The 23786-nt window shown below is 69.3% G+C and carries 19 protein-coding genes and 4 tRNA genes; 9 read left to right on the forward strand and 14 right to left on the reverse strand.

Going from position 1 to position 23786, the window contains the following annotated elements; all coding sequences use genetic code 11:
- Positions 1 to 130: 130 nt before the first annotated feature.
- The 3 genes from PBV52_RS22665 to PBV52_RS22675 all read right to left on the reverse strand — a co-directional run bounded on the left by PBV52_RS22665 (position 131) and on the right by PBV52_RS22675 (position 3573).
- The gene (locus PBV52_RS22665; protein WP_274240616.1) at positions 131 to 2287 is read right to left on the reverse strand and encodes a DEAD/DEAH box helicase; all 2157 of its coding nucleotides are present in this window, start codon (positions 2285 to 2287) and stop codon (positions 131 to 133) included.
- A gap of 252 nt (positions 2288 to 2539) precedes the next feature.
- Positions 2540 to 3088, reverse strand: coding sequence for a hypothetical protein (locus PBV52_RS22670; RefSeq protein WP_274240617.1), 549 nt, complete (start codon positions 3086 to 3088; stop codon positions 2540 to 2542).
- A 134-nt stretch (positions 3089 to 3222) separates the two neighbouring features.
- On the reverse strand, positions 3223 to 3573 hold the full coding sequence (locus PBV52_RS22675; RefSeq protein ID WP_274240618.1) for a metallopeptidase family protein: 351 nt from the start codon (positions 3571 to 3573) through the stop codon (positions 3223 to 3225).
- An 85-nt stretch (positions 3574 to 3658) separates the two neighbouring features.
- On the opposite strand from PBV52_RS22675, the gene PBV52_RS22680 reads away from it, so the two are divergent.
- The 7 genes from PBV52_RS22680 to PBV52_RS22710 all read left to right on the forward strand — a co-directional run bounded on the left by PBV52_RS22680 (position 3659) and on the right by PBV52_RS22710 (position 10395).
- Positions 3659 to 5233 (forward strand): metallophosphoesterase, encoded by a 1575-nt coding sequence (locus PBV52_RS22680; RefSeq protein ID WP_274240619.1) that lies wholly within the window; start codon positions 3659 to 3661, stop codon positions 5231 to 5233.
- Positions 5234 to 5313: 80 nt separating this feature from the next.
- Positions 5314 to 5386: transfer RNA gene (locus PBV52_RS22685), tRNA-Glu, on the forward strand.
- A gap of 37 nt (positions 5387 to 5423) precedes the next feature.
- Positions 5424 to 5498 (forward strand) — tRNA-Asp (locus tag PBV52_RS22690).
- A gap of 23 nt (positions 5499 to 5521) precedes the next feature.
- A tRNA-Phe gene (locus PBV52_RS22695) sits at positions 5522 to 5598 on the forward strand.
- Between the two features lie 139 nt (positions 5599 to 5737).
- Positions 5738 to 9682, forward strand: a complete 3945-nt coding sequence (gene hrpA / locus PBV52_RS22700) for an ATP-dependent RNA helicase HrpA (RefSeq protein WP_274240620.1) — start codon at positions 5738 to 5740, stop codon at positions 9680 to 9682.
- 94 nt (positions 9683 to 9776) lie between these two features.
- A tRNA-Asp gene (locus tag PBV52_RS22705) sits at positions 9777 to 9851 on the forward strand.
- 349 nt (positions 9852 to 10200) lie between these two features.
- Complete coding sequence (locus tag PBV52_RS22710) at positions 10201 to 10395, forward strand: DUF6274 family protein (RefSeq protein ID WP_274240621.1); 195 nt, start codon at positions 10201 to 10203, stop codon at positions 10393 to 10395.
- Positions 10396 to 10888: 493 nt separating this feature from the next.
- Here PBV52_RS22710 and bldC read toward each other — a convergent pair whose 3' ends face one another.
- Both bldC and PBV52_RS22720 read right to left on the reverse strand, forming a co-directional pair.
- Entirely contained in the window at positions 10889 to 11095 is a 207-nt protein-coding gene (gene bldC, locus PBV52_RS22715; RefSeq protein ID WP_003949541.1) for a developmental transcriptional regulator BldC, read from the reverse strand.
- 569 nt (positions 11096 to 11664) lie between these two features.
- On the reverse strand, positions 11665 to 12507 hold the full coding sequence (locus PBV52_RS22720) for a hypothetical protein (protein WP_274240692.1): 843 nt from the start codon (positions 12505 to 12507) through the stop codon (positions 11665 to 11667).
- 220 nt (positions 12508 to 12727) lie between these two features.
- On the opposite strand from PBV52_RS22720, the gene PBV52_RS22725 reads away from it, so the two are divergent.
- Positions 12728 to 13813: a Glu/Leu/Phe/Val dehydrogenase dimerization domain-containing protein gene (locus PBV52_RS22725; protein WP_274240694.1), complete on the forward strand. Its 1086-nt coding sequence runs from the start codon at positions 12728 to 12730 to the stop codon at positions 13811 to 13813.
- 314 nt (positions 13814 to 14127) lie between these two features.
- On the forward strand, positions 14128 to 14379 hold the full coding sequence (locus PBV52_RS22730; protein ID WP_128435382.1) for a DUF3073 domain-containing protein: 252 nt from the start codon (positions 14128 to 14130) through the stop codon (positions 14377 to 14379).
- A 69-nt stretch (positions 14380 to 14448) separates the two neighbouring features.
- Here PBV52_RS22730 and purM read toward each other — a convergent pair whose 3' ends face one another.
- The 9 genes from purM to purS form a co-directional block, all read right to left on the reverse strand.
- A complete protein-coding gene (purM, locus tag PBV52_RS22735) occupies positions 14449 to 15516 on the reverse strand; it encodes a phosphoribosylformylglycinamidine cyclo-ligase (protein ID WP_274240695.1) in 1068 nt (355 codons plus the stop codon).
- A gap of 45 nt (positions 15517 to 15561) precedes the next feature.
- Positions 15562 to 17091 carry an amidophosphoribosyltransferase gene (gene purF / locus PBV52_RS22740; RefSeq protein WP_274240696.1) on the reverse strand — a complete coding sequence of 510 codons (1530 nt, stop codon included), beginning with the start codon at positions 17089 to 17091 and terminating at the stop codon, positions 15562 to 15564.
- A 61-nt stretch (positions 17092 to 17152) separates the two neighbouring features.
- Positions 17153 to 17947, reverse strand: coding sequence for an META domain-containing protein (locus PBV52_RS22745; protein ID WP_274240697.1), 795 nt, complete (start codon positions 17945 to 17947; stop codon positions 17153 to 17155).
- 77 nt (positions 17948 to 18024) lie between these two features.
- Positions 18025 to 18822 carry a maleylpyruvate isomerase family mycothiol-dependent enzyme gene (locus PBV52_RS22750; protein WP_274240699.1) on the reverse strand — a complete coding sequence of 266 codons (798 nt, stop codon included), beginning with the start codon at positions 18820 to 18822 and terminating at the stop codon, positions 18025 to 18027.
- 9 nt (positions 18823 to 18831) lie between these two features.
- The gene (locus PBV52_RS22755) at positions 18832 to 19665 is read right to left on the reverse strand and encodes a M23 family metallopeptidase (RefSeq protein WP_274240702.1); all 834 of its coding nucleotides are present in this window, start codon (positions 19663 to 19665) and stop codon (positions 18832 to 18834) included.
- 40 nt (positions 19666 to 19705) lie between these two features.
- A complete protein-coding gene (locus tag PBV52_RS22760) occupies positions 19706 to 20206 on the reverse strand; it encodes a helix-turn-helix transcriptional regulator (protein WP_274240704.1) in 501 nt (166 codons plus the stop codon).
- A gap of 125 nt (positions 20207 to 20331) precedes the next feature.
- Positions 20332 to 22590, reverse strand: a complete 2259-nt coding sequence (gene purL / locus PBV52_RS22765) for a phosphoribosylformylglycinamidine synthase subunit PurL (RefSeq protein ID WP_274240705.1) — start codon at positions 22588 to 22590, stop codon at positions 20332 to 20334.
- Positions 22587 to 23267: a phosphoribosylformylglycinamidine synthase subunit PurQ gene (purQ, locus tag PBV52_RS22770; protein WP_274240706.1), complete on the reverse strand. Its 681-nt coding sequence runs from the start codon at positions 23265 to 23267 to the stop codon at positions 22587 to 22589. Before purQ ends, purL begins: the two co-directional genes overlap by 4 nt.
- The gene (gene purS / locus PBV52_RS22775; RefSeq protein ID WP_015659417.1) at positions 23264 to 23527 is read right to left on the reverse strand and encodes a phosphoribosylformylglycinamidine synthase subunit PurS; all 264 of its coding nucleotides are present in this window, start codon (positions 23525 to 23527) and stop codon (positions 23264 to 23266) included. Before purS ends, purQ begins: the two co-directional genes overlap by 4 nt.
- Positions 23528 to 23786 lie beyond the last annotated feature (259 nt).

The raw sequence follows: 23786 nt of genomic DNA on the forward strand, positions 1-23786 counted from the left end.
TGTCCCCGGCCCCGGCCGTCACATCTCCCTCAAAAGTGGGCTGATCTTACAGTCCACTCACGCTCCCTACACAGCAGAGCGCCGTGGCCCGAACCGGACCACGGCGCTCTGTCTCTGTACTGCTCAGCCGTCAGCTGTTGCGCTTCCAGCGCGGCTTGTCATCGCGGCGCTGGAAGGAGCCGCCACCGCGGTGGTCGTCACGACGGCCGTACGGGCGGTCGTGGCCGGGCCGGTCGTGGCTGGGCCGGTCGTGGCCGCCGGCGCGGAAGCCCGGGCGGTCGTCGCGACGGTCGCGGTTGAAGGGGCGGTCGCTGCCGCGGTGCCCACCGCGCTCGTCCCGACGCTCGAAGGGACGAGCGGCCGGCCGGTCGTCCCGGCGGAAGCCACCACGGTCGTTGTCACGACGCTCGAAGGAACGGCCACCACGGTCGCGGTCGAAGGAGCGGCCACCGCGGTCGTCGCGACGGTCGTCCCGGCGGAAGCCGCCACGGTCGTTGTCACGACGCTCGAACCCACGGTCGCCACGGTCACGGTTGAACCCACCGCGGTCGTTGTCCCGGCGCTCGAAGGAACGGCCACCCCGGTCATCCCGGCGGTCGTCGCGACGGTCGTCCCGGCGGAAGCCACCACGGTCGTTGTCACGACGCTCGAACCCACGGTCGCCACGGTCACGGTTGAACCCACCGCGGTCGTTGTCCCGGCGCTCGAAGGAACGACCACCCCGGTCATCCCGACGGTCGTCCCGGCGGAACCCGCCACGGTCGTTGTCACGACGCTCACGACGCTCGTACGCCGGAGCCTCCGTCTTGTCGACGTCCTGCGCCGCCGGCTGCTCGGGCACGGCCACCTCGACGGCCTCGACCGCCGCCGCCTGCGCCTCGGCCACCGCGGCCTCCGGGTCCTCACCGCGCTCGCGCGCCGCGCGGGCGACGAGCCGGTCGGACTCCTCCCGCAGCTCGACGGCACGCCGCTGCGCCCGCTCCAGCTGCTTGGTGAGCTGAGCCACCTCACGCTCGGCCTGCTGCGCGGCGTTGCCCGCGGACTCGGCCTGCACCTCGGTCATCGAACGGGCGCCGGTGATCTCGGCGACCTCCGGGTCGAAGGCGGCACCGCCCTGGATGATGTGGCGCGAGGCGTCGACGCCCGCGTCCTCCATCAGCCGGAAGATCTGGCGGCGCTGGTGCGGCAGGGAGAGGGAGACGACCGTACCGGTACGCCCCGCACGCGCCGTACGGCCCGCCCGGTGCAGGTAGTCCTTGTGGTCACCGGCGGGGTCGACGTTCAGCACGAGGTCGATGCCGTCGACGTGGATACCGCGAGCGGCGACATCGGTCGCGACGAGCACATTGACGTACCCGTCCTTGAAGTCGGCCAGCGTCCGGGTCCGCGCGCCCTGCGTCATGCCGCCGTGCAGCGCGTCGGCCTTCACGCCGGAGTCGCGCAGCTGCTCGGCGACACGGTCGGCGCCGAGCTGGGTGCGGACGAAGATGATGGTGCGGCCCTTGCGGGAGGCGATCGCGGCGGTGACCGGCGCCTTGTCCTTGGGCTTCACGATCAGGATGTGGTGCGACATGGTCGTCACGGCACCCTGGGCGGCGTCGACCTCGTGCGTGGCCGGGTTGGTGAGGTACCGGTCGACGAGGGTCTTGATCTCGTTCTCCATGGTCGCGGAGAAGAGCATGCGCTGACCGCCGGACGGGACCTGGTCGAGCAGTTCGGTGACCTCGGGCAGGAAGCCCAGGTCGGACATCTGGTCGGCCTCGTCGAGGACGGTGATCTTCACGTCCTCCAGCGAGCAGGCGCCGCGGTTGATGATGTCGCGCAGGCGGCCCGGGGTGGCGACGAGGATGTCGACGCCGCGCTCCAGGGCGTAGATCTGGTTGCCCATGGACGTACCGCCGCAGACGACCTTCATCTTCAGGCCGAGGACGTCGCCGTACGGCTGGAGGGCGTCCGCCACCTGCATGGCGAGCTCACGGGTCGGGGTGAGGATGACGGCGCGCGGCTTGTGCTTCTCGGTGCGGCCACCGGCGAGCGTCGCCAGGGTGGGCAGACCGAAGGAGAGGGTCTTGCCGGAGCCGGTGCGGCCACGGCCGAGGATGTCCTTGCCGGCCAGGGCGTCCGGGATGGTCGCGGCCTGGATCGGGAAGGGGGTGGTCACGCCGTTCTGGGCGAGCTTGCGCACGACGCCCTCGGGGAGACCGAGGTCCGCGAAGGTGACCTCGGGAGCGTCCTCGGTGCCCTCGTTCTCGGGCACGACGACGTGATCAGTACTGGAAATGGACATGCTTAAGCGAAACCTTCCGGAGTCTCGTCGGCACGCGCCCGTCAACTCCGTGATTTCGCAATACGACCGCCTCTATGCGGTCAGCCACGGCAAGGGAGAGAACGCGCCACACGGCGCGCTCTGCGTTGGCGCCGGGCAATGGGATCAAACGATCTACCACCATACGCACCCTCGACCCCCCAAGGCAAACCGACCGCCACCCGTGTAGGCAACGTCACGTGCCACCACCCCCTCGCCCCCGCCGCCCCCACGTCAGGCGGGCGCCCCCGCAGCCGGCGCCGGCTCCCGCTGAGCCAGCTGCGGCCCCGTCTCCTCGTGCGCCGACGACGACGGCTCGGCCTCCGTGGGCGTCGGCACGGCGGACGTCGGCTGCTCGGTCGGCGTCGGCTGCGGATCCGGCGTCCGGGTGGGCGTCGGATCGGCCGTACGGGTGGGACCCGGCTTCTCGGTCTGCCCCGGCTTGACCGGCGGCTTGCCCCCCGCGGGAGCGGACGCGCTCACGTCCGCGGACGGCGAGGCCGAGGCGGACGCCGACTCCTCGGCCCCCTTCTCGCCCTTCCCCTTGCCCTTCTCGCCCTTCTCCTTCTCCCGCTTGCGGTCGTCCACGTGCGCCCCGTACCCGGACCCGCCGCCCGACACGGCCGACCCCCCGTCGGGCGCCTCACCACCGCGCTGACCCGCGGAGTGCGAGGGCTTCGCGCTCCCGCCTCCGGCGTCGTCACCCACGCTCATACAGCCGGCGGCAGCGGCGACGGCCATCACCGTGGCAGCCAGACGGACAGGTACGTACAAGGGGCGCACGGGAGCCACCTCCAGGGGCGGGCGAAGAAGTCAACCTGCCCAACTCCCGCCGCCCACAAGAGGACACGCGCCCCGCGCGACAGGACACACACCCGCCACCGAAAGACCCGGGATCCCCCTCACCCGTACCCGACTCACCCGTACCCGAGCGCGTGCAGCCGCGCGTCGTCGATCCCGAAGTGATGCGCGATCTCGTGCACCACCGTCACCTCGGTCTCCTCGACGACCTCCTCCCGCGACGCACACATGCGCAGCGTCGGCCCCCGATAGATCGTGATCCGATCCGGCAGCACCCCGGCGTACCACTCCCCGCGCTCGGTCAGCGGAGTCCCCTCGTACAAACCGAGCAGCTCGGGATCGTCCGTCGGCGGTTCGTCCTCGACGAACACCGCGACGTTGTCCATCAGCCGCGTCAACTCCGGCGGGATCCGGTCCAGCGCCTCGGCGACCAGTTCCTCGAACTCCTCGCGCGTCATCTCCAGCACAGGCCCATTGTCGGGTACGAACCCGCCGTGAAGGAGCCGCCAACGGCCCCGCATACCCACCCGCGCACTTGGGCATACGGGACCAATGGCCCGCGTCCCCGCCGCAGTCCGGAAGGTTCTCGCCTCGCTCCCCAGGGCGCCACGCGCCCTCGCCCGCCGTTACGCCACCCGCCGCCCGAGCCCCACCCCCGAACTCGTCACCCAGCCCCACCCCTGGACACGCGCCCTCGGCCTGGTCACCGTCGTCCTCCTCGGCGCCTGGCTCGGCCTGCTGATCGTCGGCAACGTACGCGTCCCGGTCGGCCCGATGAACACGACGATGACCCTGCGCCCCTCCACCACCGGCGGCACAAAGATCAACGTCTCCCCGCTCGGCGCCCTCCAACTGGACAGCCACATCGCCCCCGTCCGCCTGGACGTCAACGTCGACCAACTGGACCCGGCCCGCGCCCAGGCCCTCGTCGACCACCCCGAACGACTCTCCGGCCTCCAGGACGAGGTCACCCAGGACGTCGCCCACGGCACCCGCGACCTGGCCCTGCGCTCCTGCGTCGCCGTCGTCACCGGCGCCACCGCCCTCGGCCTCGCCGTCTACCGCCGCCCCCGCCGCGCCCTGGCCGCCGGCGGCCTCGCCCTCACCCTGCTCGCGGCCTCGGGCGGCACGGCATACGCCACCTGGAACCCCGAATCCGTCCTGGAACCGAAGTTCTCGGGCCTGCTCTCCTCCGCACCGTCCCTGGTGGGCAACGCCCGCAGCATCGTCACCGAATTCGACGTCTACCAAAAGGAGTTGGCCCGCCTGGTCACCAACGTGACCAAGCTCTACGACGCCACCTCCACGCTCCCCGCCTACGCACCCGACCCGAGCACCATCCGCGTCCTGCACGTCTCCGACATCCACCTCAACCCGGCGAGCTGGAAGATCATCGCCTCGCTCGTGGACCAGTACAAGGTCAACGTGATCGTCGACTCCGGCGACACCATGGACCACGGCACCGCCGCCGAGAACGGCTTCCTCGACCCCATCGAGGACCTCGGCGCGCCCTACGTCTGGGTCCGCGGCAACCACGACTCCCGCCTCACCCAGCGCTACCTGGAAAACCTCAAGAACGTCCACGTCCTGGACGACGGCAAGGCACGGACCGTCGCGGGCCTGCGCTTCGCCGGAATCGGCGACCCCCAGTTCACCCCCGACCGCTCCAAGATCCCCGGCGGCGACGCGGCCAACGAACTGGCAGGCGCCCGCCTGGCCACGTCCCTGCGCGACCAGAAGGCCGCCGGCACCCCCGTGGACGTCGCCGTCGCCCACGAACCGATCGCCGCCGGCCAGACCGACGGCGAGGTCCCCCTGGCCCTGGCCGGCCACATCCATCACCAGGAGATGGAGGTCCTGCCCTACGGCACCCGCCTCCGCGTCGAAGGCTCGACCGGCGGCAGCGGCCTACGCGCGATCGAGGGCAAACACCCCGACCCCATCCAGACCTCGATCCTCTACTTCGACCGCGACACCCACCGCCTCCAGGCCTGGGACGAGATCGAGCTGGGCGGCCTGGGCCTGACGACGGCTGAGGTGCGGCGCAACCTGGTGGAGGAGAACCAACCGGGCGCGAGCGACTCGCCGAGCGACTCGCCGACGCCCACCCCCAGCCCCTCCCCGTAAACCGTTTTGGCGATACCTCCCGCCATCCCATATGCTTCTCACGTCCCCGACGCGCTGAGAAGCGCCCAGGCGGGCCGATAGCCCTCATCGTCTAGCGGCCTAGGACGCCGCCCTTTCAAGGCGGTAGCACGGGTTCGAATCCCGTTGGGGGCACGCAGTACGGTGTGCGACACTGTCGTACGCACAGCTTGGTCCTGTGGAGCAGTTTGGAGTGCTCGCCACCCTGTCAAGGTGGAGGCCGCGGGTTCAAATCCCGTCAGGACCGCTGAGGCCTCTTGTAGGCCTCGTGGCTGGGTAGCTCAGTTGGTACGAGCGATCGCCTGAAAAGCGATAGGTCGCCGGTTCGACCCCGGCCCCAGCCACCATCTCGAGGGCTCCGACCATGCGGTCGGAGCCCTCGGTGTTTCATGGCTCTCTCCGTCACACCCTTCGCCTTCACGCCCTTCGCCGTCGCGACAAAAGCGTTCGCCACGGATTTCGACGGGATGAGATCCTGGATCGCGTATGTCTACGCACCCTGCCCCCGCCCTCGGCGCCCTCGCCCCCCGCCTGCCCGAGCTCTCCCTGCGTGACGCGCAGCGGCTCGGCCGGCGGCTCGAAGGTGCGCGCAAGATCCGTAAGCCGGAGGCGCGCGCCGCCGTGCTCGCCGAGATCGAGGCGGAGATCGCCAGGGGCGAGGAGCGTATCGCCACCCGGCGCACCCTTGTGCCCGAGGTCAGGTACCCCGAGCAGCTGCCGGTCAGCCAGAAGAAGAGCGACATCGCGGCCGCCATCCGCGACCACCAGGTCGTGATCGTGGCCGGTGAGACCGGGTCCGGTAAGACCACGCAGATCCCGAAGATCTGTCTCGAGCTCGGGCGTGGCGTGCGCGGCATGATCGGGCACACGCAGCCCCGCCGTATCGCGGCCCGTACGGTCGCCGAGCGGGTGGCGGAGGAGCTGGACACGCCGCTCGGGGAGTCGGTCGGCTGGAAGGTGCGGTTCACCGACCAGGTGAACCCCGACGCCACCTTCATCAAGCTCATGACCGACGGCATCCTGCTCGCCGAGATCCAGACCGACCGCGAGCTGCGCGCCTACGACACGATCATCATCGACGAGGCCCACGAGCGGTCCCTCAACATCGACTTCCTGCTCGGATATCTCGCGCAGTTGCTGCCGAAGCGGCCGGATCTGAAGGTCGTCATCACCTCGGCCACCATTGATCCCGAGCGGTTCTCCCGGCACTTCGGCGACGCGCCGATCATCGAGGTCAGCGGCCGTACGTACCCGGTGGAGGTGCGTTACCGGCCGCTCCTCGAAGAGGACTCCGACGACGCCGACCGCGACCAGATCACCGCGATCTGCGATGCCGTCGAGGAGCTCCAGGGCGAGGGGAAGGGCGACATCCTCGTCTTCCTCTCGGGCGAGCGGGAGATCCGGGACACCGCCGACGCGCTGGTGAAGAAGAACTACCGCTTCACTGAGGTCCTGCCCCTCTACGCCCGCCTCTCCCACGCCGAGCAGCACCGCGTCTTCCAGGCCCACACCGGCCGCAGGATCGTTCTGGCGACCAACGTCGCCGAGACCTCGCTCACCGTCCCGGGCATCAAGTACGTGATCGACCCCGGCTTCGCCCGGATCAGCCGGTACAGCCACCGCACCAAGGTCCAGCGGCTGCCCATCGAGCCGATCTCGCAGGCCAGCGCCAACCAGCGCAAGGGCCGCTGCGGTCGTACGTCCGACGGAATCTGCATCCGCCTCTACTCCGAGGACGACTTCGTCGCCCGCCCGGAGTTCACGGACGCGGAGATCCTGCGGACGAACCTGGCCTCCGTCATCCTGCAGATGACCGCGGCCGGCCTCGGCGACATCGAGAAGTTCCCCTTCATCGACCCGCCGGACCACCGCAACATCCGCGACGGCGTCCAGCTCCTGCAGGAGCTCGGCGCGCTGGACCCGACGCAGAAGGACGTACGCAAGCGGCTCACGGACAGCGGCCGCAAGCTCGCCCAGCTCCCCGTCGACCCGCGCCTGGCCCGCATGGTCCTGGAAGCCGACAAGAACGGCTGTGTCCGCGAGGTCATGGTCATAGCGGCGGCGCTGTCCATCCAGGATCCGCGCGAGCGCCCCGCCGACAAGCAGACCCAGGCCGACCAGCAGCACGCCCGCTTCCGGGACGAGACGAGCGACTTCCTCGCGTACCTCAACCTCTGGCGGTACGTCCGCGAGCAGCAGAAGGAGCGGGGATCGAGCTCCTTCCGCCGGATGTGCAAGCAGGAGTACCTGAACTTCCTGCGCATCCGCGAGTGGCAGGACATCTATACGCAGCTGCGTACGGTCGCCAAGCAGATGGGCATCCACCTCAACGAGGACGACGCCCCCGCCGATCGCATCCACGTCTCCCTCCTCGCGGGCCTGCTCTCCCATATCGGCATGAAGGACGTGAAGGAGGGCGCGAAGAACGAGTACCTGGGGGCACGGAGCGCCAAGTTCGCGGTCTTCCCGGGCTCGGCCCTGTTCAAGAAGCCCCCGCGCTTCGTGATGTCCGCCGAACTCGTCGAGACCTCCCGCCTCTGGGCCCGCGTCAACGCGAAGATCGAACCGGAGTGGGTCGAGCCGCTCGCCGAGCACCTGCTGAAGCGGACGTACAGCGAACCGCACTGGGAGAAGGACCAGGCGGCGGTGATGGCGTACGAGAAGGTCACGCTGTACGGCGTCCCGATCATCGCCCAGCGCAAGGTGAACTACGGCCGGATCGACCCGGAGGTCAGCCGCGAGCTGTTCATCCGCAACGCCCTGGTCGAGGGCGACTGGCGCACGCACCACAAGTTCTTCGCCGACAACCGCAAACTCCTCAGCGAGGTCGAGGAGTTGGAGCACCGTGCCCGGCGCCGGGACATCGTCGTCGACGACGAGACGCTGTTCGACTTCTACGACGAGCGGGTCCCGGACCACGTCGTCTCGGGCGCCCACTTCGACTCCTGGTGGAAGCGCAAGCGGCACGAGCAGCCGGACTTCCTGGACTTCGAGCGCGAGATGCTCATCCGGGAGTCGGCCGAGGCGGTCACCAAGGCGGACTATCCGGACTCCTGGCGGCAGGGAGCGCTGAAGTTCCGGGTGACGTACCAGTTCGAGCCGGGCGCGGACGCGGACGGTGTGACGGTCCACATCCCGCTCCAGGTGCTGAACCAGGCCATGGACGAGGGCTTCGACTGGCAGATCCCGGGCCTGCGCGAGGAGTTGGTGACGGAACTGATCCGTTCCCTGCCCAAGCCGATCCGCCGCAACTACGTACCGGCGCCGAACTTCGCGAAGCGGTTCCTGGACACGGCGGCCCCCCTGCAGGAGCCGCTGACGGTGACCATGGCGCGCGAACTGAAGCGCATGGTCGGGGTCCCCTTCACCGCCGACGACTTCGACTGGTCGAAGGTGCCGGAGCATCTGCGCATCACCTTCCGGATCGTCGACGAACGGCGCCGCAAGCTGGCGGAGGACAAGGATCTGGAGGCGCTGAAGCTGCGGCTGAAGCCGAAGGCGCGCAAGGCCCTCTCCCAGGCCGCGGCGGCCACGGCGTCCCGCGAGGGCGGCGAGTCGCTGGAGCGCCAGGGCCTGACCGACTGGACCATCGGCTCGCTCACCCGCGTCTTCGAGACCCGCCGCGCCGGCCAGCCGGTCAAGGCGTACCCGGCGCTGGTGGACGACGGGGACCTGGTCTCCGTACGCCTCTTCGACACGGAGGCGGAGCAGCAGCAGGCGATGTGGAAGGGCACCCGCCGGCTCATCCTCCGCAACATCCCGGTGAACCCGGCGAAGTTCGCCTCGGAGAAGCTGACGAACGCGCAGAAGCTGGCGTTGTCGTCGAACCCGCACGGCTCGATCCAGGCCCTCTTCGACGACTGCGCGATGGCGGCGGCGGACAAGCTGATCGGCGACTTCGGGGGTCCGGCGTGGGACGAGGAGTCGTATCGGAAGCTGTACGACAAGGTGCGCGCCGAGATCGTCGACACGACCGTGCGTACGGTGGGCCAGGTGCAGCAGGTCCTCGCCGCCTGGCAGGCCGCCGAGCGCCGTCTGAAGGCCGTACGGAGCCCTGCCCTGCTGGCAAACCTCACGGACGTCCGTAAGCAGCTGGACGCCCTTGTGAGGCCCGGTTTCGTGACGGAGGCGGGGCTGCGGCGTATGGCGGATCTGATGCGGTATCTGATCGCGGTGGACCGTCGTCTGCAGCAGATGCCGACGAACGTCCAGCGCGACACGACGCGCATGGAGAAGGTCCACGAGATGCAGGACGAGTACGCCTGGCTGCTGGAGCAGATGCCGCAGGGGCGTCCGGTGCCGCAGCAGGTGCTGGATGTCCGCTGGATGCTGGAGGAGCTCCGCGTCAGCTATTTCGCTCACGCGCTCGGTACGGCGTATCCGATCTCCGACAAGCGGATCGTGAAGACGATCGACGCGTTGGCGCCGTAACGAGGCCTGCACGCTGGGTGAGTTCGACCAGGGGGCTCGCCCTCCTGTAGAGTCTCTTCTCGCAGCGCAACGCACGAATGGCGCAGCGAAACCTGGTCCTGTGGAGCAGTTTGGAGTGCTCGCCACCCTGTCAAGGTGGAGGCCGCGGGTTCAAATCCCGTCAGGACCGCAGTGAACGACGAAGGCCCGCATCCCGGCAAGGGACGCGGGCCTTCTTCATGTCCCGCCGCCAAGGCGACCCACTCACCACTCGCCGCGGGACTCGGGCCTTCTTCATGTCCCGCCACACATGCGGCGCCGGCCCGCGCCCATCAGCCTGTCCGGCGTTTGAGGACGAGGCCCGTTCAGGGCCGAAGCGGGGGGCTGGGGCGGCAGCCTCCAGGGACGACCACCACAGGCGCGCCGGGCGCACACCACGCGGCGTCACCGGCGGAGCCCCACGCCACCTTGACGGAGTCACATTCGCTCGGTACCCAGAAGTCAGGGCACTTTCCCCGCGTGGCCCCTGGAGGTGGCGTATGGCGGCATCGGCTAGGCACGAAACGCGGGCGTTGCTCCGCGCGCACCTGTCCGCCGCCACGTCCTACCGACACCTCACCCGCCACTGCCCGATCTGCCATCACCTGCTGCGGCTGGCGATGGGCTCCGCCCCGCGCACTCCCCAGGTCACTCCGCGCGAGGTCAGCGAGGGAGAAACCGCTTCCACCGCGTAACCGCCTGGGACGTCAACTCCCGTGCTGTCGTGGGGCGCTGGGGAACGCGCCTTCCTTTAGCGCACACAGCCCAGAGGCGACAAGCACCGCACCATGTGACGGGTGTCACCGCATGAGTTTCCGGAAGCGCGGTACTTACACCTCACCTACAACTGGTCAATTTAATATGTGCAATTGCACCAGCTTCGGAGAGCACCCCCGCGCACACTGAGCGACCAGCCAGGGCGAGTCCACAGGAGATCCGACACCCCTCCCCAGACTCCGACAAGCCCACCCACAGGACCATCGCCGGCACACGCTCCGCACACAAAAAAGATCGCGCTGGACCCGGCGGAGTCCAGCGCGATCTACGACGCACCCTTGTTGCGTGCCTGCGAAGCTCTGTTCGGCTTGGGCGTGGGCTCTGTTGGGGCAGAACCCGCGTCGCTTGGAGCTAGAGTTCGGGCGCCACGGAAGTTGGGGGAACCTCCGTTTTGCCCGGTTATGCAGTTGTTCAGGCCTCGCTGCGCTGCTGCGGAATACCCGCGAGCAGTGCGCGGACCTCAGCCTCGCGGTAGCGGCGGTGTCCGCCGAGCGTGCGGATGGACGTAAGCTTCCCGGCCTTCGCCCACCGCGTGACCGTCTTGGGGTCCACGCGGAACATCGTGGCGACCTCAGCCGGGGTCAGCAGCGGCTCGGCATCAGGGGTGCGAGCGGTCATGAGCGGCCTCCTCGGGAGAACCGAACCTTCTCGGTTCTTTCCTCTAAATTCTGCACCTTGACCCGCGTTGCCCGAAATGGCGGACGCGAGTCGAGTCGGTTATAGGACGAACGGCTTGTCCTCGGCACTACAACTACACCATCTGTCCAGCCGCGTCGGCCAAACCGATGGAATTGCCCTCCCAGGTGTTCATCAGCGACGGAAGCCGATGGACCATGCCATAGCGGACAGTCACGCCACTGTGACGATCAGTCACAGGGGCGTGCAGGAGTCCCAAGACCCCCCAAAGCGTGCAATGTCGAGAGAGAGTCCTCCCCGGACTCCTTGTCCTATTTTGGCACGAGGAGGGGTTAGGGATGCAAGGGCCGCGTACGTGCGGTCCGTCACGCTTGAGTGCGTTGACACACCCTTGATGCATACGCCCGTATCGGGACCTACGTCCGATGTTGACGAGGCATCAAGAACCCCAGAACGAGCACGAAACCCCAAAACGGGCGGCCCGTCAAACGCCAGTTCGTTACATCACAGCGTGTGCCAGGTCACATCCGGCCGCCCAGTTCGCCGACCGCTCAGTTCGCCGACCGCCGGTCCCGCACCGACCGCCACCGCTCCACGAGCCGCCCGTAAGCCGCCCCCGCGGCCTCCCCGTCACCGCGCCGCAGCGCCTCGATCCCGTCGGCCACATCGGCCGCCGAGTGATCGTCCTCCAGCTCGCCGGCCGGCAGGGTGTGCACCAGGCCGCCGTAGTCCAGCTCGACCAGCGAGCGCGGGTGGAACTCCTCCAGCCAGCGCCCGACGTCCACCAGGCCGTCGATCAGCGGCGCCTCGTCGATGGCGTCCTTGAGCGTCCTCAGAGCCCGCGCCACCCGCCGCCGCGCCTCCACCATGGGCGTCCGGTAGCGCAGCATCGGGGGGATCTCGCCCGAGCCCTTGTCGAAGCGTCGCTCCTCGTCCGACACCAGCACGAACCAGTGCAGCGGCACCTGCCAGGTCGAGGTGCGGATCCACGGCCGGGCGTCCGGGTTGCGGGCCAGCCAGCGCTCGTAGTCCTGGGCCGTCTGGCGCCGTACGACCTCCGGCAGCGCCGCGTCCAGGACCGGCTTCGGCAGCTCGTCGGCCAGCTCCCCCAGCGCCTGCCAGCCGCGCAGCCGGGTGCGCCACGGGCACACGCACAGGACCCCGTCGGCCTCGAGCACGAAGGCGTCGCCGCTCTCGTGCACCGGCACCGGGATGGGCGGGGTGGGCAGCAAGTCGGCCAGGGAACGGCGCAGTTCGTCCTGGTACGACGGGCGGTCGGGGCGGCGCGCGTAACGGTCCCAGTGGCCGCGCTCCGGCTCCGGGAAGGCGGCCAGCGGCTCGTAGACGCGCAGATAGGTCGCATACGGGACGATCACCGAGGACACCTTGGGCACGCCTGCTCCCTCCCCCGCCGTCTGCCAGGAAAACCTCCGAAACCCGCTCACAAACGTGCGGGAAAACTATGCAAATCGTCGCACGGCTGTACTCCAGGAGTAGGTGATCCTGAGCACTGCGGGGTGGGCGGGCGCCCACGGGTCTAATCTCATGCTCACAGCCCCCGCCACCCGTACGGGAGCTCGCTCCAATCGCCGCCAGTACTCAGGAGTCACCACAGTGACCGACGTAACACACGGCGTCCTGCACACCCTGTTCCACTCGGATCAGGGGGGTCATGAGCAAGTAGTGCTCTGCCAGGACCGCGCCAGCGGCCTCAAGGCCGTCATCGCCATCCACTCCACCGCTCTGGGCCCCGCCCTCGGCGGTACGCGCTTCTACCCGTACGCGACCGAGGAAGAGGCCGTCGCCGACGCGCTGAACCTCGCGCGCGGGATGTCGTACAAGAACGCCATGGCCGGTCTCGACCACGGCGGCGGCAAGGCCGTGATCATCGGTGATCCGCAGCGGATCAAGTCCGAGGAGCTGCTGCTGGCCTACGGCCGGTTCGTGGCTTCGCTGGGCGGTCGGTACGTCACCGCGTGCGACGTCGGTACGTACGTCGCCGACATGGACGTCGTGGCCCGCGAGTGCCGCTGGACGACCGGACGCTCCCCGGAGAACGGTGGCGCGGGCGACTCCTCCGTGCTCACCGCCTTCGGCGTCTACCAGGGCATGCGTGCCTCCGCCCAGCACCTGTGGGGCGACCCGTCACTGCGCGCCAAGCGGATCGGCATCGCAGGCGTCGGCAAGGTCGGTCACCATCTGGTCGAGCACCTCGTGGCGGAGGGCGCCGAGGTCTTCGTCACCGATGTGCGCGAGGAGGTCGTGCGGCAGATCACCGAGCGGCACCGCAACGTCCTCGCCGTCCCGGACACCGACACGCTGATCCGCATCGACGGCCTGGACATCTACGCCCCCTGCGCGCTCGGCGGCGCCCTGAACGACGACACCGTGCCGGTGCTGACCACCCAGGTGGTGTGCGGCGCGGCCAACAACCAGCTCGCCCACCCGGGCGTCGAGAAGGACATCGCCGACCGCGGGATCCTCTACGCGCCCGACTACGTGGTGAACGCCGGCGGTGTCATCCAGGTCGCCGACGAACTGCACGGCTTCGACTTCGAGCGGTGCAAGGCGAAGGCGGCGAAGATCTACGACACCACGCTGGCCATATTCGCACGTGCGAAGACGGATGGGATTCCGCCGGCCGCCGCGGCCGACCGGATCGCCGAGCAGCGGATGGCGGAGGCACGCGGAGCGCACTGAGCCGCCCAGCGGTCCGGCCGGAGGCCCTCACACGGGTTTGACCGGTACCCGCCGGTGGGCAGTTGGAGAGAACTCTCACTTCTACCGGCGGGTCGACCGCCAATAAGTGGTTAAAATCGCGGTTGACCAGCGAGGACAGGGCGCCTCGAAGGTCCTGTGCACACGCGCGTGCTGCGGGCGACGTACCGTATGGGCGCGGGCTCAGGTACCGTGGAAGCCCTACGGACCGGCCTCTCCACGGAGAGTCCGTTCCGGATCATGAACGCGTGTCAGACTCTGGGGCCGTCGAGCCCCGTCGTTGAGGGGGTCGAGCCATGGGGCGCGGCCGGGCCAAGGCCAAGCAGACGAAGGTCGCCCGCCAGCTGAAGTACAACAGCGGTGGGACGGACCTCTCACGCCTGGCCGAGGAGCTGGGCGCATCGACGTCGAACCAGTCGCCGAACGGCGATCGCTTCGAGGACGATGAGCAGGACGACGACGACCTGTACTCGAAATACGCCGACCTCTATGAGGACGACGACGAGGATCAGGACGAGGACCCCTCGGAACAGCGTCGCGGCGCTTGACTTTGCATTGAGCACTCACCCGGTCGGTGACCTCGGTCACCGACCGGGTTCTGTGCTGCCTGCAGGGGATCAGCCGGCGTAGTCACCGATCAGGGCCGCGCCCGTCTCGTGGTCGCCCCTGTCCGTGATCTCGCCGGCGACCCAGGCGTCCACGCCTCGGTCGGCCAGCGTCGCGAGGGCCGCGTCCGTGGCCTCCTCGGGCACGATCGCGATCATGCCGACGCCCATGTTCAGGGTCTTCTCCAGCTCCAGGCGCTCGACCTGACCCGTCTTGCCGACGAGGTCGAAGATCGGGGCCGGGGTCCAGGTGGTGCGGTCGACGATCGCGTGCAGGGTGTCCGGGATCACCCGGGCCAGGTTGGCGGCCAGACCGCCACCGGTGACGTGGCTGAAGGCGTGCACGTCCGTGGTGCGGGTGAGGGCCAGGCAGTCCAGCGAGTAGATCTTCGTCGGCTCCAGCAGCTCCTCGCCGAGGGTGCGGCCGAGCTCGTCGATCTGTGCGTCCAGGGCCAGACCGGCCTGGTTCAGCAGGACGTGCCGGACCAGCGAGTACCCGTTCGAGTGAAGACCGGACGCCGCCATGGCGATCACCGCGTCACCCTTACGGATACGATCCGGGCCCAGCAGCCGGTCGGCCTCCACGACGCCCGTACCGGCGCCGGCGACGTCGAAGTCGTCCGCGCCCAGCAGACCCGGGTGCTCGGCCGTCTCGCCGCCGACCAGGGCGCAGCCGGCGAGCACACAGCCCTCGGCGATGCCCTTCACGATGGCGGCGACGCGCTCGGGGTGGACCTTGCCGACGCAGATGTAGTCGGTCATGAACAGCGGCTCGGCGCCGCACACCACGATGTCGTCCATGACCATGGCGACCAGGTCGTGGCCGATGGTGTCGTAGACGCCCATCTGACGGGCGACGTCGACCTTGGTTCCGACACCGTCGGTGGCGGAGGCGAGGAGGGGACGCTCGTAGCGCTTGAGGGCGGAGGCGTCGAAGAGGCCGGCGAAACCGCCGAGGCCGCCGAGGACCTCGGGGCGCTGGGTCTTCTTCACCCACTCCTTCATCAGCTCGACCGCGCGGTCGCCCGCTTCGATGTCGACGCCCGCGGCTGCGTAGCTGGCACCAGTTGTCTCAGACATGGCAGTAGAGAACCTTCGTGTCGTACGGCAGGTGTTACGGGACGCCTACGGGCGGCGGATCGCGTCGGCGGCGGCCGTGGCGGCCGGGCCGGCGGCCAGCTCCGTCTCCAGGAGCTGCTTGCCCAGCAGCTCGGGGTCGGGGAGCTCCATCGGGTACTCGCCGTCGAAGCAGGCGCGGCAGAGGTTCGGCTTGGCGATGGTGGTCGCCTCGATCATGCCGTCGATGGAGATGTAGGAGAGGGAGTCGGCGCCCAGCGAGGTGCCGATCTCCTCGATCGTCATGCCGTTGGCGATGAGCTCGGCGCGGGTGGCGAAGTCGATGCCGAAGAAGCAGGGCCACTTCACGGGCGGCGAGGAGATCCGGATGTGGACCTCGGCGGCACCCGCCTCGCGGAGCATGCGGACCAGGGCCCGCTGGGTGTTGCCGCGCACGATCGAGTCGTCGACGACGACCAGGCGCTTGCCCTTGATGACTTCCTTCAGCGGGTTCAGCTTCAGGCGGATGCCGAGCTGGCGGATGGTCTGCGAGGGCTGGATGAACGTACGGCCGACGTACGCGTTCTTCACCAGACCCGCGCCGAACGGGATGCCGCTGGCCTCTGCGTAGCCGATCGCGGCCGGGGTGCCGGACTCCGGGGTCGCTATGACCAGGTCGGCCTCGACCGGGGCTTCCTTCGCGAGCTTGCGGCCCATCTCCACGCGGGAGAGGTAGACGTTGCGGCCGGCGATGTCGGTGTCCGGGCGGGCCAGGTACACGTACTCGAAGACACAGCCCTTGGGCTTCGCTTCCGCGAATCGGGAGGAGCGCAGGCCGTTCTCGTCGATGGCGACGAACTCGCCCGGCTCGATCTCGCGCACGTAGCTGGCGCCGCAGATGTCGAGGGCGGCGGACTCGGACGCGGCGACCCAGCCGCGCTCCAGGCGGCCGAGGACCAGCGGGCGGATGCCCTGCGGGTCACGGGCGGCGTACAAGGTGTTCTCGTCCATGAAGACGAGGCTGAAGGCGCCCTTGACCTGTGGAAGGACCCTGTGGGCGGCCTCCTCGATGGTCAGCGGCTTGCCGTCCTCGTCGACCTGGGCCGCGAGCAGCGCGGTGAGCAGGTCGGTGTCGTTGGTGGCCGCGACGCGCGGAGTGCGCCCGCCCTCCTGCTTGGGCAGGTCGGCGACCATCTCGGCGAGCTGCGCCGTGTTGACCAGGTTGCCGTTGTGGCCGAGCGCGATCGAGCCGTGCGCGGTGGCGCGGAAGGTCGGCTGGGCGTTCTCCCACACGGAGGCGCCAGTGGTCGAGTAGCGGGCGTGACCGACCGCGATATGACCCTGGAGCGAACCGAGCGAGGTCTCGTCGAAGACCTGGGAAACCAGGCCCATGTCCTTGAAGACGAGGATCTGGGAGCCGTTGCTGACCGCGATTCCCGCGGATTCCTGGCCCCGATGCTGGAGGGCGTAGAGCCCGAAGTAAGTGAGCTTGGCGACCTCTTCACCGGGAGCCCAGACTCCGAAGACGCCGCATGCGTCCTGGGGGCCTTTCTCACCGGGGAGCAGATCATGATTGAGTCGACCGTCACCACGTGGCACGGCTCCGAGTGTAGGCGAGATCGACCACTGGTCCGAATTGGGGATACGCGCCCGTAAAGGATCACTCGGCCGCGGCCGCGTTGACGTGTTCGCCGTTTTCGCTGGTCAGGGTGAGGTTGCGGTGATCGAGTTCGTACTTCACCGTGCCGTCGAAGAGGCCCAGGAGGGTCTTCTCCGTATTCATGAGTGAGGTGTCGCACATCATTCGGGTGGTGGACGCCGTGCCCAGCGTGATACGGCCGTCGCTGACCGTCGCCGTCGCCTTCACCTTGTTGCAGCCGAGGCTGCCGCTGACCTCTCCGGCCTTCTCGTCGAAGGTGAGGTGGGCCTTGCCGTCGGCGTCGGGACTGGTGACCGTCCACTTCGTGCCGTAGAGCGGGGCCGCCTCCTGCTTGGTGAGGGTGACGCGGTCGCCGTCCGCCGTGGAGAGGGTGAGCTTGTCGCCCTCGACCTCGGTGGTGAGGTCGCCGTCGGAGAGGGTGCGGGCGAGGGTCTGCTCGAAGTTCACGGGGACCCCCTCGCAGGCCATCTCGGTCGCCTGCATCTGGTCGAAGGTGACATGGCTGTCGGCGAAGACGGCGTCGGCGCCGAAGTTGTTGCAGCCGAGGTTGCCCTTGACCTCGCCGCCGTCGGCAATGCGCAGGTAGGCGTTGGACGGGGCGGCGCTCTTCTTGCCGTCGACGGTGACGTCGTCCACGGCCCAGTAGGCGCCGGTGACGGAGGCCGACGCCCCGGCACCGACCGAGTCACTGCCCGCGTCCTCGCTGCCGCAGGCCACGGCGAGCGGGAGGAGGGTCAGTGCGGCGAGGGCGGCCAGTCGCTGCTTGTCCATGCCGAGTGTGCCGAGTGTGTTCATGCCGGTGGGACGGGAGGGACGCGGGACTGGTTCCGCGCGGTTCCGCTTGGCGGGGGCGAGCGGGTGATTGCCGGCTGTCAGCTCAGGAGCGGCAGCAGCCCGCCCAGGTCGGCCCGCTCCCCGCTCGCGCTCACCTTGGCCTCCGCCACCGCCTCCTCCCACGCCAGCCGCCCGGTCGCGAGCCGGATCCAGGTCAGCGGGTCGGTCTCGACGACGTTGGGCGGGGTGCCCCGGGTGTGCCTCGGCCCCTCGACGCACTGCACCACCGCGTACGGCGGGATCCGCACCTCGGTCGAGCCGCCGGGCGCCCTCGCGGCGAGGGCGTCGGCGAGGAGACGGGTGCAGGCGGCGAGGGCCTGGCGGTCGTACGGGATGTCGAGGCCGGGGACGGCGGCGTTGAGGTCGTCGGTGTGGACGACGAGTTCGACGGTACGGGTGACCAGGTAGTCGGCGAGGGTCATGGCGCCGGTCCGGGCGGCGAGGATGCGGTCGCCGGGCGCGTCCGCCAGCTTCTGCGTGAGGCGCTCCTCGGTGCGGGCGTAGAGGGCGTCGAGGTCCGGGTTGCCGACGGCCAGCTCGCGCGTGCCGTCGGCGATGTCGCCGGCGCGGGCGGCGGTCGCGGAGGGCCAGTCCAGGAGGGTGAGCTCCGCCTTCGTCGGCTCGTCGCGGTCGAGGTTGCGGCTGACGGTCTCCACGGCCATGGTCACGTGTGCCGCCAGCTCCCGTACGGTCCAGTCGCCCAGCCGGGTGGGCAGCGCGAGTTGCTCGGGGGTCAGGGTGCGTACGGCCTGACGTACGTTCCCGAACTGGGCGAGGATCGCGGTGCGGATCTTGGCGGGGTCATAGGTGCGGGTGCGCTTCTTGGCCGGCGGCATGGCGGCAGCCTATGCGGGCTGCGACTGCGTCGTGGAGGCCTCGAACGCCTCGCGGTTGCGGGGGACGCCGATGCCGCGCCAGGTGAAGGGGATGCCGCGGGCGGTGTCCGGGTCGGGGCCGTCCATCAGCTGGAAGTGCAGGTGGGGCTCGGTGGAGTTGCCCGAGTTGCCGCAGCGGGCCAGCGGCTGTCCGACGGTCACGCGGTCGCCCTCGCGGACGGTGAGCGAGCCGCGCCGCAGGTGGGCGTAGAGCGCGTAGGTCCCGTCGCCGAGGTCGAGGATGACGTGGTTGCCGACGATCCGCTTGGCCCCGAGCAGGTCGCGCACGGACGCCTCGACGACCATCAGGTACAGGAGCGCGAGCAGCGAGGTGCGGCTCAGGTGGTCGCGCTGCCCGGCGGTGGCCCGTACGACGGTGGCGTCGGCGACCGCGAGGAGCGGGGCGCCGAAGGCGGGGAAGGCGCTGTTGCGGCGGGCGATCGGCCACAGCAGGCGGAAGCCCGGGCGGGCGCCGGGCTCGGGTTCGGCGACGACGTCGATGGCGAAGGTCTGGCCGTAGGCGTGCGTGCCGTGGCTCGGGGTGCGGTCGGCCGGGCTGTTGAGCGCGGTCCAGCGGCCGGTGACGGGCGGGGCGACTTCGACGGGTTCCCGGGCCGCGCGCGGGCTGTCCGGGGCGCCGCCCCACCGGTTGACCACGATGACGAGGGCGTAGGCCAGGACGATCGGCAGGAAGTTCCACCACCACGGATATCCGAGGTCCAGTGAGAGGTGCGCGATCACCAGGCCGAGGAAGGTCAGTTGCAGACCCCGGTAGGTGAGGGTGGCCAGTTTGCGTGCGGACATCGTTCCCCCTTGCTCATGTCTACTTCGTGTCTACTTCGCGTCACGGCCGGGCCGTCGACAGCGCCACCAGCAGCGGTACGACCCGCCCCGGCGGCACCTCGTAGCGGCCCCGGCCCGTCGTGTGCAGCCAGCCCGCGCCGGTCAGTTGGCGCAGGTGGTGGTAGATCTGGCCGGTCGTGCCGACCTCGTCCAGCTCGGCGAGTTCGGCCGCGGTGCGCCGCCCGCCGATGACTTCGCGGAGCAGCCGCAGCCGGACCGGGTGGCCGAGCGCGGCGAAGGACTCGGCGGCCTCGGTCCAGTCGCCGTCGAGCAGGCCCTCGGTCAGCGAGCCGTGCTGCCACTCGTACTGCTCCCCGGTCGGCAGCCGTACGGCGCCGGTGAACAGCACTCCTCCGTCGGCCGCTTCCAGCCCGGCCAGCCGCTCCTTGAACCCCTGCAGGGCCCAGAAGTCGCCCTCGCCGAGGCGGGGGGCGGTGTGCTGCGCACCCTCCAGCGCGGCCAGTCGTCGCTCGAGGTCGGCGACGCGTTCTTCGAGTTCCACTCCTGCGATATTACGGAACTACGTAATTACGTGCAAGCGGTGGAGTGGCGAAGGGACGGGTGACCGCACGACGAAGCCCCCGCCCGGCGGACCGGACGGGGGCTTCGGAGCCGTAGCACCGCTGCCTACTTGAGCAGCGCCGGAATCGTCTCCTCGTGCGCCACGCGCAGCTCCTCCAGGGAGAGCGCGAACTCGCCCTGGAGCTCGACGGAGTCACCGTCGACGACACCGATGCGGGTGACCGGCAGGCCCCGCGCACCGCACATGTCGTTGAAGCGGACCTCCTCGGAGCGCGGCACGGCGACGACCGCGCGTCCCGCCGACTCGGAGAAGAGGAGGGTGAAGGCGTCGAGCCCGTCCGGTACGACCAGACGCGCGCCCTTGCCGCCGAGCAGCGCCGACTCGACGACCGCCTGGATGAGGCCGCCGTCGGACAGGTCGTGCGCGGAGTCGATCATGCCGTCGCGGGAGGCGGAGATCAGGATCTCGGCGAGCAGGCGCTCGCGCTCCAGGTCGACCTGGGGCGGCAGCCCACCGAGGTGGTCGTGCACGACCTGCGACCAGGCCGAACCGCCGAACTCCTCACGCGTGTCGCCGAGGAGGTAGAGCAGCTGGCCCTCCTCCTGGAAGGCGACCGGCGTGCGCCGGGCCACGTCGTCGATGACGCCGAGGACCGCGACCACGGGGGTCGGGTGGATGGCGACCTCGCCGGTCTGGTTGTAGAGCGAGACATTGCCGCCGGTCACCGGCGTGCCGAGCTGCTGGCAGGCGTCGGCGAGTCCGCGGACGGCCTCCGCGAACTGCCACATCACCGCCGGGTCCTCGGGCGAGCCGAAGTTCAGGCAGTCGGAGACCGCGAGCGGCTTGGCGCCGGTCGTGGCGACGTTGCGGTACGCCTCCGCGAGCGCCAACTGGGCGCCGTGGTACGGGTCCAGCTTGGCGTACCGGCCGTTGCCGTCCGTCGCGATGGCCACGCCGAGGCCGGTCGCCTCGTCGATGCGGATCATGCCGGAGTCCTCGGGCTGGGCGAGGACGGTGTTGCCCTGCACGAAGTGGTCGTACTGCGAGGTGATCCACTTCTTGGAGGCCTGGTTGGGAGAGGCCACCAGCTTCAGGACCTGGTCCTTCAGCTCTGCCGAACTCGCGGGCCGCGCAAGCTTGTTGGCGTCGTCCGCCTGAAGGGCGTCCTGCCACTGCGGGCGGGCGTACGGGCGCTCGTAGACCGGGCCCTCGTGCGCCACGGTGCGCGGGTCGACGTCGACGATCTTGCCGCCGTGCCAGTAGATCTCCAGGCGGTCGCCGTCGGTCACTTCACCGATGACGGTGGCGATGACGTCCCACTTCGCGCAGATCTCCAGGAACCGGTCGACCTTCTCCGGCTCGACGACCGCGCACATGCGTTCCTGCGACTCGCTCATGAGGATTTCCTCGGGAGAGAGCGTCGAGTCACGCAGGGGTACGTCGTCCAGCGTCACGCGCATGCCGCCGGAGCCGTTGGAGGCGAGCTCGGAAGTGGCGCAGGACAGACCGGCGGCACCCAGGTCCTGGATACCGACGACCAGCTTCTCCCGGAAGGCCTCCAGGGTGCACTCGATGAGCAGCTTCTCCTGGAAGGGGTCACCGACCTGGACCGCCGGGCGCTTGGAGGGCTTCGCGTCGTCGAAGGTCTCGGAGGCGAGGATCGACGCGCCGCCGATGCCGTCACCACCCGTACGGGCCCCGTACAGGATGACCTTGTTGCCCGCGCCGGACGCCTTGGCCAGGTGGATGTCCTCGTGCCGCATCACACCGATGGCACCGGCGTTGACCAGCGGGTTTCCCTGGTAGCAGGAGTCGAAGACGACCTCGCCGCCGATGTTCGGCAGGCCCAGGCAGTTGCCGTAGCCGCCGATGCCGGCGACGACACCCGGCAGCACGCGCTTGGTGTCGGGGTGGTCGGCCGCACCGAACCGCAGCGGGTCGACCACGGCAACCGGCCGCGCGCCCATCGCGATGATGTCGCGGACGATGCCGCCCACGCCCGTGGCCGCGCCCTGGTAGGGCTCGACGTACGACGGGTGGTTGTGCGACTCGACCTTGAAGGTCACGGCGTAACCCTGGCCGACGTCGACGACGCCCGCGTTCTCGCCGATGCCGACGAGCAGCGCATCGCTCTGCGGCGCCTTCTCGCCGAACTGGCGCAGGTGCACCTTCGACGACTTGTACGAGCAGTGCTCGGACCACATGACCGAGTACATGGCGAGCTCGGCACCGGTGGGCCGACGGCCGAGGATCTCCACGACCCGCTCGTACTCGTCCTTCTTCAGACCGAGTTCGGCCCAGGGCAGCTCGACGTCGGGGGTCGCGGCCGCGTGCTCGACCGTGTCCAGAGGCGTCCGGCTCATGCGTTGACCAGCTTCTTGAGGATCGAGGTGAAGAAGGGGAGGCCGTCGGTGCGGCCCGACCCGATAAGGGGCTCGACGGCGTGCTCCGGGTGCGGCATGAGGCCTACGACGTTCCCGGCCTCGTTGGTGATGCCGGCGATGTCGTTGAGCGAGCCGTTGGGGTTGAAGTCGAGGTAGCGGAACGCGACCCTGCCCTCGGCCTCCAGCTTGTCCAGCGTGTACTGGTCGGCGACGTAACGGCCGTCCATGTTCTTCAGCGGGATGAAGATCTCCTGGCCCGCCTCGTAGTCGGCGGTCCAGGCGGTCTCCGCGTTCTCCACCCGCAGCTTCTGGTCGCGGCAGATGAAGTGCAGGTGGTCGTTGCCGAGCATCCCGCCCGGGAGGAGGTGGGCCTCGGTGAGGATCTGGAAGCCGTTGCAGATACCGAGGACCGGGAGGCCTGCCTTGGCCTGCTCGATGACCGTCTCCATCACGGGCGAGAAGCGGGAGATGGCGCCGGCCCGCAGATAGTCGCCGTAGGAGAAACCACCGGGGAGGACAACCGCGTCCACCTGGTGGAGGTCCTTGTCCTTGTGCCAGAGAGCGACCGGTTCGGCACCCGCGAGGCGGATCGCGCGCTGAGTGTCCCGGTCGTCGAGACTCCCCGGGAAAGTGACGACGCCAATACGAGCGGTCACTTCGCGGCCTCCGCGACTTCCTCCACCTTGACGGTGAAGTCCTCGATCACGGTGTTGGCGAGGAAGGATTCCGCAAGATCGTGGATGCGGGCGAGCGCGGCCTCGTCGACCGGCCCGTCAACTTCCAGTTCGAAACGCTTTCCCTGACGGACGTCGGAGATACCTTCGAAACCCAGCCGCGGCAGTGCGCGCTGCACCGCCTGGCCCTGGGGGTCGAGGATCTCCGGCTTGAGCATGACGTCGACTACGACGCGTGCCACTGGCACTCCCGGTGTGTGGTGCTGAGCAGGTTCCTTCAGACTACCCGCACAAAATTTCTACGCGAGTAGAGTTGTAGGAAGCTACGTGACAGCCGTCACGATCCGGTATCGAAGGGGTGCGTTCACGAAAAGTTACGGGAAAGATCCCCGTACCGCCCCGGATAGCTATTGCGCTCGGACACGCGGGCAGATTTAGTCGGGCTTCACATTGCATTGCCGGGCACTGTACAAATGAATTGGCAAATAGCCGAGACTCGGC

The organism is Streptomyces sp. T12 (genome assembly GCF_028736035.1).
Classification (GTDB): domain Bacteria; phylum Actinomycetota; class Actinomycetes; order Streptomycetales; family Streptomycetaceae; genus Streptomyces.